The 13,163-nt window shown below is 71.9% G+C and carries 10 protein-coding genes and 1 pseudogene; 3 read left to right on the top strand and 8 right to left on the bottom strand.

The genetic code is table 11. The annotated features are described in order from the left end of the window. Positions 1–3 precede the first annotated feature (3 nt). The gene (locus ABD067_RS19325; RefSeq protein ID WP_343897015.1) at positions 4–1,953 is read left to right on the top strand and encodes an FAD-binding monooxygenase; all 1,950 of its coding nucleotides are present in this window, start codon (positions 4–6) and stop codon (positions 1,951–1,953) included. A gap of 135 nt (positions 1,954–2,088) precedes the next feature. On the opposite strand, the gene ABD067_RS19320 is transcribed toward ABD067_RS19325, so the two are convergent. Beyond that, complete coding sequence (locus ABD067_RS19320) at positions 2,089–2,325, bottom strand: transposase (protein ID WP_408871578.1); 237 nt, start codon at positions 2,323–2,325, stop codon at positions 2,089–2,091. 401 nt (positions 2,326–2,726) lie between these two features. Next, positions 2,727–2,972, bottom strand: a pseudogene (locus ABD067_RS26485) (transposase); the annotation flags it as partial. A 447-nt stretch (positions 2,973–3,419) separates the two neighbouring features. On the opposite strand from ABD067_RS26485, the gene ABD067_RS19310 reads away from it, so the two are divergent. Beyond that, the gene (locus tag ABD067_RS19310) at positions 3,420–3,662 is read left to right on the top strand and encodes a DUF308 domain-containing protein (RefSeq protein WP_456305258.1); all 243 of its coding nucleotides are present in this window, start codon (positions 3,420–3,422) and stop codon (positions 3,660–3,662) included. Positions 3,663–3,876: 214 nt separating this feature from the next. Beyond that, positions 3,877–4,823, top strand: a protein-coding gene (locus ABD067_RS19305) for an IS630 family transposase (RefSeq protein ID WP_408871577.1) whose coding sequence is annotated in 2 segments (ribosomal slippage) — positions 3,877–4,198 and positions 4,198–4,823 — 948 coding nt in all. Because the reading frame shifts where the segments join, the coding sequence is not laid out codon by codon here. A 171-nt stretch (positions 4,824–4,994) separates the two neighbouring features. On the opposite strand, the gene cls is transcribed toward ABD067_RS19305, so the two are convergent. The 6 genes from cls to uidA all read right to left on the bottom strand — a co-directional run bounded on the left by cls (position 4,995) and on the right by uidA (position 13,153). Continuing rightward, positions 4,995–6,446 carry a cardiolipin synthase gene (cls, locus tag ABD067_RS19300; protein WP_343897011.1) on the bottom strand — a complete coding sequence of 484 codons (1,452 nt, stop codon included), beginning with the start codon at positions 6,444–6,446 and terminating at the stop codon, positions 4,995–4,997. 630 nt (positions 6,447–7,076) lie between these two features. After that, positions 7,077–7,472: a hypothetical protein gene (locus tag ABD067_RS19295; protein WP_343897010.1), complete on the bottom strand. Its 396-nt coding sequence runs from the start codon at positions 7,470–7,472 to the stop codon at positions 7,077–7,079. A 343-nt stretch (positions 7,473–7,815) separates the two neighbouring features. Continuing rightward, positions 7,816–9,249: a M20 family metallopeptidase gene (locus ABD067_RS19290; RefSeq protein ID WP_343897008.1), complete on the bottom strand. Its 1,434-nt coding sequence runs from the start codon at positions 9,247–9,249 to the stop codon at positions 7,816–7,818. Between the two features lie 208 nt (positions 9,250–9,457). Then, positions 9,458–10,456 carry an SUMF1/EgtB/PvdO family nonheme iron enzyme gene (locus ABD067_RS19285; RefSeq protein WP_343897007.1) on the bottom strand — a complete coding sequence of 333 codons (999 nt, stop codon included), beginning with the start codon at positions 10,454–10,456 and terminating at the stop codon, positions 9,458–9,460. Between the two features lie 109 nt (positions 10,457–10,565). After that, positions 10,566–10,904: a hypothetical protein gene (locus ABD067_RS19280; protein ID WP_343897006.1), complete on the bottom strand. Its 339-nt coding sequence runs from the start codon at positions 10,902–10,904 to the stop codon at positions 10,566–10,568. Between the two features lie 275 nt (positions 10,905–11,179). Next, the gene (gene uidA / locus ABD067_RS19275) at positions 11,180–13,153 is read right to left on the bottom strand and encodes a beta-glucuronidase (RefSeq protein WP_343897005.1); all 1,974 of its coding nucleotides are present in this window, start codon (positions 13,151–13,153) and stop codon (positions 11,180–11,182) included. Positions 13,154–13,163: the final 10 nt, after the last annotated feature.

Raw genomic sequence — 13,163 nt, 5'->3', positions numbered from 1 at the left:
ACGATGCAATTCTATCTGAACGGCTACAAGCCCGGCGACCCGCTCGTCGAGGACCCGCACCCGTCCGTCGCAGAGCGGCCGGGAGGCCTCCCTGAGGAAGCCGATGTCCTGATCATCGGCTGCGGCCCGGCCGGTCTCGTGCTGGCCGCGCAGATGGCCAACTTCCCCGACATCAGGACGGTTGTCATCGACCGCAAGGACGGCCCGCTCGAGGTCGGCCAAGCCGACGGCGTCGCCTGCCGCACGGTGGAGCTGTTCGAGGCGTTCGGCTTGGCGGACCGCCTGGTGAACGAGGGCTATTGGGTCAACGAGGTCGCCTTCTGGCGGCCGGACCCGCAAGACCGGACCCGGATCGCGCGCACGGGGCGCATCCAGGACGTCGAGGACGGCCTGTCGGAAATGCCTCACGTGATCGTCAACCAAGCGCGCATGCTCGACTACCTCTTGGACCACATGGAGCGATCGGCCAGCAAGCTGCGGCCGTTCTACGGCCTCCACACCAGCGGCATCCGGATCGACACCAGCGGCTCTTCGGACTACCCGGTGACAGTGACCTTGCGGCACCTCAAGGGCCTCGAGGGAACCGGCGAAACCTCGACGATCCGGGCGAAGTACGTCGTCGGTTGCGACGGTTCGCGCAGCGGCACCCGGGCGGCGATCGGCCGTGAGCTGCGCGGCGATCCGATGAACCAGTCCTGGGGCGTCCTCGACGCCTTGGCCGTCACCGACTTTCCGGACATCCGGCTCAAGTGCGCCATCCACTCCGCGAACCAGGGCAACATCCTCATCATTCCGCGCGAAGGCGGGTACTTGGCCCGGTTCTACATCGAGTTGGACAACGCGCGCGACAGGGAGATGCTCGAGAACCGGAGCGTCACCCCCGAGAAGCTGGCCGCGGTCGCGAACCGGATCCTGGCCCCGTACACCGTCGAGGTGAAGGACGTCGGGTGGTGGTCGGTGTACGAGATCGGCCAGCGGCTGTGCGACAAGTTCGACGACGTGCCGGCGGCGGAGACGGCCACCCGTCTGCCGCGTGTGTTCATCGCCGGCGATGCCTGCCACACGCACAGCGCCAAGGCCGGCCAAGGCATGAACGTGTCCATGCACGACACCTGGAACCTGGGCTGGAAACTGGGCGCCGTCCTGCGGGGGACGGCCAGGCCGGAACTCCTGCACACCTACTCGGAGGAGCGCCAGAAGATCGCGGAGGAGCTCATCGATTTCGATCGTGAGTTCGCCAAGATGTTCAGCGCCCATCCGACCGAGTCCGGCAGCGCCGGCGGAGAGGGTGTCGACCCCGAGGAATTCCAGCGGTACTTTATCAAGCAAGGCCGCTTCACCGCCGGGGTCGCGACCAAATACGGCCCGTCGATGATCACCGCCGAAGCGGCGTTCCAGCACCTCGCGGAGGGCTACCCGGTCGGGATGCGCTTCCACTCCGCCCCGGCCGTCCGGCTGGCCGACGCCAAGCCGGTCCACCTCGGCCACGTCGCCCGGGCGGATGGCGCCTGGCGCGTCTACGTCTTCGCCGACCGGAGCGACCCGACGGGCAGGCACTCCCACTTCCGGGAGCTGTGCGAGTTCCTGGGGTCGGACGCGTCTCCGATCAGACGCTTCACGCCGGCGGGTACGGACCCCGACTCTGTGATCGACGTACGCGCCATCTTCCAGCAGGGGCATCGCGACTTGGCTGTGGACGAGATGCCGTCGGTGCTGCTCCCGAAAAAGGGCAAGTTCGGCCTGGTCGACTACGAGAAGATGTTCTGCGCCGACCCAAAGGCCGGGGACATCTTCGATCTGCGGGTGGTGGATCGCGGGGCGGGCTGCATGGTCGTCGTCCGCCCGGACCAGCACGTCTCGCACGTGCTCCCGCTCCACGGCCACGAGGCACTGGCGGACTTCTTCGCCGGGTTCCTGATCGACGCTAGGGTCCGGAGCCCGAGAGTGTCATGAGAGGTGTGCGCGGATCCGCGAATGAGGGCGCCTGTGCCGTCCTTCAGCGCTTCTGAAGCCGCTGAATGCGTCAACGCGTGCCGATTTCGCCTTGCTGCGGCGTGCCGGGCGCGATGCGAGCGGCCTCGCCCCGCGTCAGGCCGCCGCGCCGTGCAGCAGGGTGACCGTGCGCCGCAGGTTGTAGGCCATCGCGGCGAGCCTGACCTGCAGTCCCGCCTTGGCCAGCCCTATCCAGCGCATCCGCCGCAGGCCGTAGCTGCGCTTCCAGGTGCCGAACGCCTTCTCGATGCGGCAGAGGACCCGCCGCACGGCGGCGTTGTGCGCCTCGAGCCGCGCCAGCGCATCCGGGCCCGGCCCCGGATGCCGGTCCACACCGTGCGCGGCGTGCCGCCGCGGCCGATGATCAGCCGCTCGGCCGCCCCGCCCGTGAAGGCGCCGTCGCCGTAGACCTCGCACGGCTCCGGCGGCAGGACCCGCTCCAGCATCGCCGCGTCGTGGATGTTCGCGGTGGTGGCTCGACGCCGCGGATCAGGCTGGCGCCCGCGTCGGTGGCCACGTGCGCCTTGTAGCCGTGCACGGGCTTGCGCCGGCGGTGGCCAGCCCAGCGCGCCTCGTCGTCGGCGCGAATGCTGGCCGACGGGACCAGGGTCGCGTCCACCAGCGTGCCCGTCCCGCACCACGACGCCCTTGGCCTCGAGCCGGCGCGCGGCCGCCTCGAACAGCGCCCGGTCCAGGCCGCGGGCGACCAGCTCGCGGCGGAACCGGACGAAGGCGGTGCGCTCGGGCGTGGGCTCGTGGGCGGCGAAGCCGCAGAACCGGCGGAAGCTGGCGCGGTCGTCCGGCGCCTCGGCGAGCTTGATGTCGGACAGGTTGTGCCAGGTCCGCCAGCAGCAGGCCGCGGAAGAGCGCCGGCGGCCAACCCGGCTCGTCTTTCGCCGCCGCCGAGACGCCCACCAGGGCGCGGCCGATCTCGCCCCAATCGAGCAGAGCGGCGAGTTCCGCCAGCGACGACGCCGCACGCGGCCCCGGTCGCGCGACGAGGTCTTCCTGCCCGATCCGCCGCCGTGCCAAACCGACCTCCGCCGCTCACACGGCCAGCGAGTCAGCGTTGTCGGCGCGCGTCCAAACACACGCGCGCACACCTCTTATCAGGTCACTCGGCACCGCGTCGCGCCTCGGCCTCGATGGCGATCGGGGCAGCGGAACTCGCGGCCGCGCCGCGTCAGCCGACGCCTTGGCGAGAGGCAGGCATGCCATATCGGGATCCCTCGAAGCGGCTTCTCCCGGAGGTGGGCGCAGCCTGTCTCGCGTCGCCGCGACCGCCGCCGCGGTGGTGACCGCCGCGACGGCCGTGCAGCCGAGCAGGCGCAACGCCTCCGGACCCGCGCTGCGCGGCGCCGTCGCCGTCTTGTTCGGCTCGGTCGCGCCGATCAGGCCGGGCACCGCCATCCTGTCCTCTCGCGCTTCTGTTCCCGGCCTACCTCCTCGTCGACGGCGTGCTCGGCATCGTGTCCGCGGCGCGTGCGGCCCGCGCCCACGAGCGCTGGGGACCGCCGCTGGCGGAAGGGGCGCTCGACATCGCCACGGGGCTGCTCGCCTTCCTGTTCCCGGCCGGCGCTGTGCTCGGCTTCGTGCTCGTCACCGCCGCCTGGGCGCTGCTCACCGGCGGCTTGATGCTCGGCGCCGCCTTCCGGCTCGAGGCCGGCTGAGGGTGCTGGTGGCTCGGCCTCGGCGGCGTCGCATCGCTGCTCTGGGGCGCCCTGCTCGTCGTCCCCCGCTCGTCGGCGCGGTGGTGCTGACCTGGTGGCTCGGCGCCTACGCCACCGCCTTCTGGGCCGTGCTCCTCGTGCTAGAGCGGTTTGCCCTTGCACGGAACCGGCCCCGGTGATTCGACGCTGACGCGAAGTGAGCAGCGGGGGTCACATGGCGGCGTCGTTGTCCGGGGACTTGCGCGGCCGGACCGTGGCCGCGGTGGAGGGCGGCAGTTCGATCCGCCAAGCGGCGGCGCGGTTCGCGGTGAGCCCGTCCGCGGCGGTGAAGCCGGTGCGCCGCGTGCGGGAGACCGGCAGCGCCGCGCCCGGCCGGGTCGGCGGCCACCGCGATCCGGTGCTCGGGCCGCACGAGGCCTTCCTGCGGTTCCTGCTCGCGGTCCGGCGCGGCGTCACGCTGCGCGAGATGCGGGCCGGGTTGCGCCTGCGCGGCGTCGAGGTCGCCGCGCTCTCGACCGTCCACCGCGCCCTCGTCCGCATGGGGCTGCGGCACGGAAAAAGTCGTTGAGGGCCGCCGAGCAGGACCGGCCCGATGTGGCGCGGGACCGAAACCGCTGGCGGGTGTGGCGGCGCTACATGGACCCATCGCGCTTCGTGTTCCTCGACGAGACCGGCGCCAGCACCGACATGGTCCGCCGCCACGGCTGGGCGCCCCGCGGCGAGCGCTTGGTCGACGCGGCGCCGCGGGGCCACTGGAAGACCGCCGCCTTCGTCGCGGGCTTGCGCCAGGGCGGCCTCGTGGCGCCCTTCGTGCTCGACGGTCCGATGACCGGGGCCCCCTTCCGCGCCCACGTGGAGCGCGTCCTCGCCCCGGCCCCGGCGCCGGGCGACGCCGTGGTGCTGGACAACCTCGGCGCCCACAAGGCGGCGGGCGTCAGCGAGGCGATCGAGGCCGCGGGCGCGAGCCCGCTCTACCTGCCGCCCTACTCGCCCGACCTGAACCCCGTCGAGCAGGCCTTCGCCAAGCTCAAGGCGCTGCTCCGCAGGGCCGCGGCCCGCACGAAGGACGCCTTGTGGGCCGCCATCGCCGACTTGCTCGGCACCCACTCGCCCGACGGGTGCCGCAACTACCTGGCCAACTGCGGATACGAGCCCGTGTAAAAGCAAAATGCTCGAGCCTTCAAGCTGCGCGGCCAAAGCGGCATGGGCCGCGGCGCTGCGACGCAGCGGGACGCGTGAGCATGCCGCAGGAACGAGCGGGCGCGGGCTCGTGGGCACTGGCCTCGCATCAGAAGCGTTGTGCGGCCCGCTCCCTTACGGTGGATCCCACCCCTACAGCAGCGGCGACAACAGCCGCGCCGCCGAGTCCCTGAACCGGACCGCGGCGTTGCGGCTCCGGTACTCCGCCGCGTCGAACTCGGTGCAGTGGGCGAGGTCCCGCTCAAACGCCTTTTCCAGCTCCGCGGCGTGCGCCCCGCTGTAGAGCACCGCGTTGATCTCGTAGTTGATGCTGAAGCTGCGGATGTCGATGTTGGCCGAGCCTATGGAGCAGATCTCGGAATCGACGCTGATCGTCTTGGCGTGGAGGTAGCCTTTCCGGTACAGGAAAACGCGCACGCCCGCGTCAACCACCTCCGCGGCGTAGGTGTTCCCCGCCCAGCCGGGGACCGGGTCGCCCGACGCCCGCGCGGTCAGCATCACCTTGACGTCCACCCCCGCCAATGCCGCCGCCTTGAGGGCCTCAGCGAGGCTCGCGTCGAGGACGAAGTAGGGCGACCGCAGGTAGACGCGCCGACGCGCCGTCGCGACCATGGCGAAGTAGAGCTGCCGGATCGCCGCCCACCGCGAGTCGGGCCCCGACACCAGGATCTGCACCGGCACGCCGCCCTCGGCGGTTTCCGTAGCGCTCCGGGGGAAGTACGCCCCGGAGAACAGGTCCTCCCTCACGGCGTTGTACCAATCCACCATGAACACCGCCTGCAGCATCGCGGCGCCCTCGCCGACGATGCGCACCTGGGTGTCGCGCCAGGAGTCGAACCCCTTCCCGCCGTCGAGGTGCTCCTTCCCGATGTTCATGCCACCCGTGTAGCCGATCACGCCGTCGATCACCGTGATCTTGCGGTGGTTGCGGTAGCTGATCGTGTGCAGCCGCCAGAGGGGGGAGGTGGGCGCCACCCGAACGCCCGCCCGCTCCATCCCTTCGATGTAGCCGCGGCTCAGATGGGCGCGCGACCCCAGTGGGTCGTATAGCAGCCGCACCTCGACGCCCGCCCTCGCCTTGGCGGCCAGGATCTCCTTCAAGCCCTCGGTGAAGTCGTCGGCGCCCCAGATGAAGTACTGGAGGTGGATGGAGTGACGCGCCGCTTCCATGTCCCGCGCCAGGCTGGGGTAGAACGTGGCCGCGTCCTCTTGGACCTCCACGCGGTTGCGCGTGGTCAAGGCGGAATGGGAGTTCCGCCTCACGAGCATCATCAGCCTTTCGTGGCCGGCGCCCCCGCCCTCCAAGCGCGCGATCTCCGCGTCCTGGCGGGACAGGATGGGCGACAGCAGTGGGCGGGCATTCGCCTCGACGTCTTGCAGGAGGAGTCTGCTCCTCTTGCTGAAGGCTTTTCGGCCCCTCCCGAAGAGGACGTAAACGAGCGCCCCGATCCCGGGGGCGACGAAGAAGGCGAGCATCCAGGCCAAGGTCGCTTGCGGACGCCTGTTCTCCGAGATCAGGAACACGACCGCCGCGACCGCGTACAGGGCCAGCGCGGCGGACGCGATCGTGCCTGCGTCGATCATGGCCCCGGAGGTTTGCCGCCGGGAACGTCGGTGCGTCGAGTCAGCGGCCGCCGATGGCGCCGATGCCCGGCTGGTTCCCTCCACCCACCCCGCCGCTGCCGCCGGGCCGGAACGGGAGCGGCACCCCGCCGCCCGTGGCGACACCGGGCGCCGAGCCGGTCGGACTGGCGGCGGTGGGGGCCCTCGGGGCGCCCAGGATGCCGGATCCGGGCGCCCCGTGCCGCGCGCAGGCGGCGAGGCACAGGACCACGGCGGCTGCGCAGAACCGCGTCGCTGATCTCATGGAAGGCCCCGTTGGTGTTCGTCGCCGGGCGGTGAACAAGCCGAACGGTCAGCGGTTCCACGCCCGGCGCGGCCACGCTTTCCGTCGCGCTCGCCCCCGGAGATGCGTCGGTCGCCGCACGGCGGCCTGTCGGCGCGCGATGTTGGATCCCTACCGCCCCGACGGTGCATGGCCGCAGTGGCGCATGCAGCTCGCGCACTCGGCGGTGGTGGACGCGACCGACGCCGGGCGCGGCCCGCGCGGCCACGGCCCGCAACCGCGCCCGGTCTGGAACGCGCCAATCGAGCCTTTTCGCACGATCCACGGAGGCGCCTACGGGGCACGCGGCTTGGTGTGGCCTCCTCCATTCAAAACCCCCAAGGGCCCCACGGGCCCCATCCGTAAGGACCCACGCCCCAGGGCCTCGCGCGCAACTGCGCGGCCATCAGACGATCGCTGGCGATGTCCCGTTCCACCTTGAGTCGGTTGTACCGTTGGTAGTCCTCCCGCGTCCCGACGTAGAGGCAGTTGCAGACGAGCGGGTCGGCGTAGACCCAGACCTCGCGCCCATCCATCTCCTGCAGGACGAGTTGGTGCTCCGGCAGCGCCCGCAGGGACGCGCGGCGCTCCGGCGTGTTCGCCGGCTTGACGCGGAACCCGGCGGCCGAGAGCAGATCCTCCCTCTGTTCGACGGCCTGCCGGGCGCAGCCGGCCGAGGTCAGCACGACACCGACCGACAGCTTTGCGAGCAGTTTGGTCCGCATGGTTCCCTCCCCTCCAGACCGGCGCGTCCTGCAGCATGGTCTTGCCCAGCGTGGGGTCCACGACCAGCCGCTTCAGCTCAGTGTTTTCGCCTCCGAGCTGCTTGAGGCGCCGGATCTCCACCGCCCCCATTCCCGGCAGACCGCGTCTTCCACCCGCGAAGGACCGGTTCGCAGACGCCCGCCTCGCGGCAGAACTCCTCCACCGCGGTCCCACCTGCCGCGGGGTGGAGGCGATCTGCCCGTCAGCGTACCGCTCCCGCCTCATGTGGTACCGCCCTCCTCCGGGGTCAGAGTGCCCGAGAGAGTCGCGCTCCGCCGGACCGGTTCCGCGGGTCAGGACCGGTCAGGGCCTCGCGCCCGCGGGCGTCAGCCAGGCGCCGGCCGCGGCGAGCATCGCCTCGACGCCGACGCGCAGCGTCGGGTCCAGGACCGGCGCGAACTCGGGCGAGTGGTTGGACGGGATCTCGTTCAAGCGGCCGGCCTTCTCGGCCTCCGCGTATGCTTGCCGGTCGGTGCCGCCGACGACCCAATACACCGAAGGCACGTTCCACGCGCGGGCGAACTCGCTGAAGTCCTCGCTCCCAGACGAGGGTCCGACTTCCTGCACCTGCTGGCCGCCGAGACGGCCCTTGAGGGCATCCACCACCTTCCGCGTCGCCGCCTCGTCATTGTAGGTCAAGGGGAAGTGGCCCTGAACGGTGAACTCGGGCGGCTTCGGGGCGCCGGACGCCGCGGCCTCGGCGTTGACGATGCGCTTGATCGACGCCAGCACGGTCTCCCGCACCTGGTCGTCGAACGTGCGGACGTTGAGCCGGAGCAGCGCCTCGTTCGGGATGATGTTCCCGCTGCTCCCGGCCAACGACGCGCCGACCGTCACCACGGCGCCGTTCGTCATGGCGATCTCGCGCGACACGACGGTCTGCAAGCGCATGACGGTGGCGGCCGCCATCACCACCGGATCGACCGTCGACTCGGGCATCGAGCCGTGCCCGCCGCGCCCGAACAGCCTCACCTCGTAGTTGTCCGACCTGGACATCAGGAGTCCGGGGCGGGTGCCGATCTGTCCCGCGGGCATCGGCATCACGTGCTGGCCCAGGACGATGTCCGGCTTCGGGAAGCGCCTGACCATCCCGTCCCCGACCATGGCGCGGGCCCCTTCGCCGGTCTCTTCCGCCGGCTGGAACACGGCCATGACGGTGCCGCGCCACTTGTCGCGGTTCTCGGCCAAGACCCGCGCCGCCCCCATCAGCCAGGCGACGTGCATGTCGTGCGCGCAGGAGTGCGCAACCGGGGTCTGCTGGCCGGACTTGTCGGTGACGACTTTGTCGCTGGCGTAGGGCAGGCCCGTGTTCTCTTTCATCGGCAACGCGTCCATGTCGGCCCGCAGCAGGACCGTCGCGCCCTCGCCGTTGCGCAAGATCCCGACCACGCCGGTGCCGCCGACCTTGTCCGTGACCTCGTATCCGTGCTGGCGCAGCCAATCGGCGGCGATGCCGGCCGTTCGGTGCTCTTGCATCGCGAGTTCGGGGTTGGCGTGGATGTCCTTGTAGGTGCCCTCAAGCCTGGCGAGCAGCTCGCCAGACGGGCCCGGGAGGCCGGCCTGCCCTCGGGTCGGCGCGGCGTTCTGAGCACCGGCCTCCGCGCAGACGAAAGATCCAATCGATAGAGAACCGGGCAGCGCCGCCGATCCGACGAGCCCGCGACCAAAGTTCCGGCGCGTGATGTTGAGCGCCGCGGGGGCGAACATTGCACCGAGATTGCCGCAGTTGAAGCACATGGCTTGTCCTCCTTGTCGCGGGTGCGACGGCGCCTTCCTTGCTACGCCTCGAAAACCGTTCGGCCTTCCTCGATCGTTTCGACAACCTTGACAGCAGCAAGCGTGTCCGCCGAGGTGTCCCGATTGATGGATGATGACGACCGGCAGCTCTCGGGGGGTTAGCGTTGGGATCGTCGCGGGTGGAGTGGCGCTGCTCCTTCGAGGCCTTCTACTCCTGGCGCGGGCCTTGCGCGAACACGGGCGGCGCAGAGCACAGGGCCGAGAGGGCGACCAACGTGGCCAGCAGGACGGGAAGGCGCGCGGCCAGCCTGATCATGCCGCCCTCGACGTCATCGGCATGACGGCCACGCTGGCCATCCGAGCCGACGACTTCCATGCGCTCGCGTACCTGGGGCGCAAATGCCGTGGTCACCTCCTCCTCGGGATCAAGGTCGAGAACACGGTAACCCGCGCCGTCCCCCGCGGACATGCGGAAAGGGTCGGCGGTCCATTCCCGCACGTTGCCCGCCGCATCGCACAGACCGTAGCCGTCGGCGGGGAAGGCGCCCGCCGGCGACGTGCCCTTGTGGCCGTCGGTCCCCAGGTTCTCCCAGGGGAACTCGCCCTGCCACGTGTTGGCGAGCGGGCGGCCCCCGGGCGCGGACTCGTCGCCCCACACGTAAGCGGCGCCCTCCAGCCCGCCGCGCGCGGCGAACTCCCACTCCGCCTCGGTGGGCAACGCCTTGCGCGCCCAGGCCGCGTAGGCCGCGGCGTCCTCGTGGGCGACGTGCACGACGGGGTGGCGCTCCCGGCCCGCGAGCGCACTTCCCGGCCCCTCCGGCCGATGCCAGCACGCGCCCGGCACGTAGGCCCACCACAGGCGGAAGTCGCGCGGGCCGGTCCCGTGGAGCGGGCGCCGGAACACGAGCGAGCCGGGCACCAGCAGCGCCGGGTCCACGTCCGGGTAGCCGGCGGGGTCCGGCGGGCGCTCGGCCACGGTGACGTGGCCGGTGGCGTCCACGAAGCGGCGGAACTCGGCGTTGGTGACGGGGCGCTCGTCCATCCAGAAACCGTCCACCGTGACGAGGCGGGCCGGCCGCTCCTCCGGGTAGAAGTCGTCAGACCCCATCAGGAACGTGCCGCCGGGGACCCGGACCATGCCCTCGATCGGCGGCCCGGGCGGAACCGCGACGCCGCCCGAGCATGTCGTCCGCGCGCGAACGGTCATCGGCCCCGCCTTGTTTGCGCAGCCGCTAGGGCGGGGTTGCCCGCCGGGGCATCCCTCGAAGCGGTCGCGCGCGCCCGCTGCGACGCCCTCGGCGACGCAGCGGGGGCGGTCAGCGCCTCGGGCTCGGGGCGCCGACGCCCCGCTCGCGGGTGATGCCGGTGGTGCCCGGGTTGACCGCGACCGGCGGACCGGCCCCGACGGAGCCTTCGCCGGTGGAGGCGGGCGCGCGCACGATGCCGGTGGTGCCCGGGTTCACCCCGACCACCGGAGGGTTCTGCACGGCGCGGTCGGGGTCCTGCTGCATGTTTCGGAATTGCTGCTGGCGCAGGACCGACTCGTTCGTCCCCCTCGGCATGGTGGCGAGCGGGCCCCGCGCCTGTTGCGGCTGGCAGGCGGCGACGAAAAGGGCGCTCAGCGCCAACCCCCCGAAGATGCGTACCGTTGTCATGTCCCTCCCCTCCCTCGCTGTGCTGTCCGGGCAGCCTAAACATGCGCGTTCGAGCTTGACAGGGCCTCGGCCGCGCTGGCCGGGCCCGTGTTGCTTTTGGGCGACGCCAACGTGCTCCTGCGCTGCCTCGGCGTCCCGCATGCGGCCGGTAGGAGCCGCGCTCCCCCGCCGCCGCAGCAGCACTCGAGGCGCTCCGGGCCCGCGCGGCAAGCGGGCCCCGGCGTCGGCGAAGAGGCTTGGCCGCCCGGAGGTGAACCACACTCCTGCGCGGCATCCTAGGTCCCGGCCCAGCGCGAGCGCAGGAAGTGCGCGGCCATCTTGGGCCGCCGGTCGCGGGTGAACACGCCCTTGTGGTTCATCCCGCCCGCACGCGCGGTGCCCTGGCCGGTCTTGAAATCGGCGAAGTTCCACACGTGCATTCCCGCCACGAAGGGCCGCCGCGCCGCGGCGTCGAGGTAGCGGCGCAGGTACTCGACCTGGTACTCCTCCGACCACATCTCGGGCGGCGCGGCGTGCACCCCGGGCAGGGTGTCGGTGCCGAACTCGGTGACGATGACGGGCTTGCCGAAGCGCCGGTGCAGCCCGTCCAGGTCGTCCTCCAGCACCCGCGCCGCCTCGTCGAGCCGCCCCGGCTGGGTGTACCAGCCGAAGTAGCGGTTGACGCAGACCACGTCGAAGATCCCGTGCCAGTCCAGCACCCCGCCCTGCACGCCGACCAGCGTGACGGGCCGCGTCGCGTCCAGCCGCCTCGTTTCGTCGTAGAGCCGGCGGAAGAAGCGCATCCCCGCCTCGACCGCGCGGGGCACGGGCTGGCCGCCGAGCGGGGGGCCGCCCAGCGGTTCGTTCGCCACGCACCACATGATCGTGCTGGGATGGTTCTTGTCGCGCGCGACCAGTTCGCGGAGTTGCAGCAGGGCCTGGTCCAGCCGCTGCGCGGTCGCCTCCTCCGGGTCTTCGAAGTTCAGGCCGACGGCGGGGATCTCGTTGATCACCAGGACGCCCAGCCGGTCGGCCAGCTCCATCGCCTCTTCGGCGTAGGGGTAGTGGGTGGTGCGGTAGGAGTTGGCGCCGGCCCAGCGCAGCAGCTCGTAGTCCCGGACCCACATCGCCAAGTCGAGTCCGCGCCCGTGGAGCGGGAAGTCCTCGTGCTTGCCGAAGCCCCGGAGCGCGACCGGCTCGCCGTTCAGCAGCAGCCGGTCCCCGCGCACCTCGACGGTGCGGATGCCGATGTCGAGCGCGTAGCTGTCGGTGCCGCGCCCCTGCCCGTCGGTGAGCGTCACGTCCAGGCGGTAGAGGTGCGGGTCGCGCGGCCCCCAGAAGCGCGCCGAGGGGATGCGGAGGGTGGCCTGGGCGGTGCCGGCGCGGAAGGCCAGGTCCGCTTCCAGCTCGCCCAGCCGCACCCGTCCGCGGCCGGCGTAGCCTCCGGCAGCGGCGACCGTCACGTCCACGACGCCGTCGCGGCCTTCGATCCGGGTGGTGGCGGTGACGTCCTCGATGTGGGTGGCGGCCGGGACCGCGTGGAGCAGCACGGGCCGGTGCAGACCGGCGTAGGGGAAGAAGTCGTAGGTGGTGGCCGGGTAGCCGCCCACGATCCCCGCCACTCCGCCGCCCGCGGGCCCCGGCCCGGGCGGCACGCGGCCGAGGAGCTGCTTGTTCTCCACCGCGATGGCGATGGTGTTCGGGCGGTCCCAAGCCAGCGCGCCGGTGACCTCGGCCTCGAACGGCAAGTGCCCGCCGAAGTGCTCGGCCACGAGAGTGCCGTTGACCCACACCTTGGCGGCGTAGTTCGCCGAGCCCACGCGCAGGAACACGCGCCGTCCCTCGCGCCAAGCGGCAGGGACCCACAGCTCGGTCTGGTACCAGGCGAGCCCGAGGTGGTCCTTGGCGTCGTCGAACAGGTCGTTCCAACTGCACGGGACGGCGATGGGGCGCGGCGCCGGCAGCGCCCGCGACCAGCCCGCCGCCTCACCCTCCTCGCGCGGGTCTAGCTGGAAGCGCCAGAGGCCGGAGGTGTCCAGCAGCTCGCGGTGGGCGTTCCGCTGCGGGCGCAGCAGGCCGCCGCGCCCCGCGCGCGCGCCATCAGAGGCCGGGGCGGGCTCGGACGGCGCTTGCGCGCCCGCCTGCCCGGCCGCGAGCGACGCGGCGCCTGCCGCCGCCGCCGCGCCCATCAACACGACGCGGCGGCCCGCCACGTCGCCGAGCGGGCCTCCCGCCCCCGGACAAGCGCCGGGCGTGGACGATTGCGGCATGTCGGTCTCC

Origin of the sequence: Craurococcus roseus (genome assembly GCF_039523795.1) — a bacterium.
Classification (GTDB): domain Bacteria; phylum Pseudomonadota; class Alphaproteobacteria; order Acetobacterales; family Acetobacteraceae; genus Craurococcus; species Craurococcus roseus.
Note: the sequence above shows the minus strand (reverse complement) of the source record. Positions and strands in the feature narration are given on the sequence as shown.

What these genes read in the sequence shown, in the direction of transcription:
- ABD067_RS19325 (WP_343897015.1), top strand. Translation starts at nt 4, where the DNA reads ATGCAATTCTATCTGAACGGCTACAAGCCCGGCGACCCGCTCGTCGAG.
- ABD067_RS19290 (WP_343897008.1), bottom strand. Translation starts at nt 9,249, where the DNA reads ATGTGCTTCAACTGCGGCAATCTCGGTGCAATGTTCGCCCCCGCGGCG.
- ABD067_RS19280 (WP_343897006.1), bottom strand. Translation starts at nt 10,904, where the DNA reads ATGACAACGGTACGCATCTTCGGGGGGTTGGCGCTGAGCGCCCTTTTC.
- ABD067_RS19285 (WP_343897007.1), bottom strand. Translation starts at nt 10,456, where the DNA reads ATGACCGTTCGCGCGCGGACGACATGCTCGGGCGGCGTCGCGGTTCCG.
- ABD067_RS19295 (WP_343897010.1), bottom strand. Translation starts at nt 7,472, where the DNA reads ATGCGGACCAAACTGCTCGCAAAGCTGTCGGTCGGTGTCGTGCTGACC.
- cls (WP_343897011.1), bottom strand. Translation starts at nt 6,446, where the DNA reads ATGATCGACGCAGGCACGATCGCGTCCGCCGCGCTGGCCCTGTACGCG.
- uidA (WP_343897005.1), bottom strand. Translation starts at nt 13,153, where the DNA reads ATGCCGCAATCGTCCACGCCCGGCGCTTGTCCGGGGGCGGGAGGCCCG.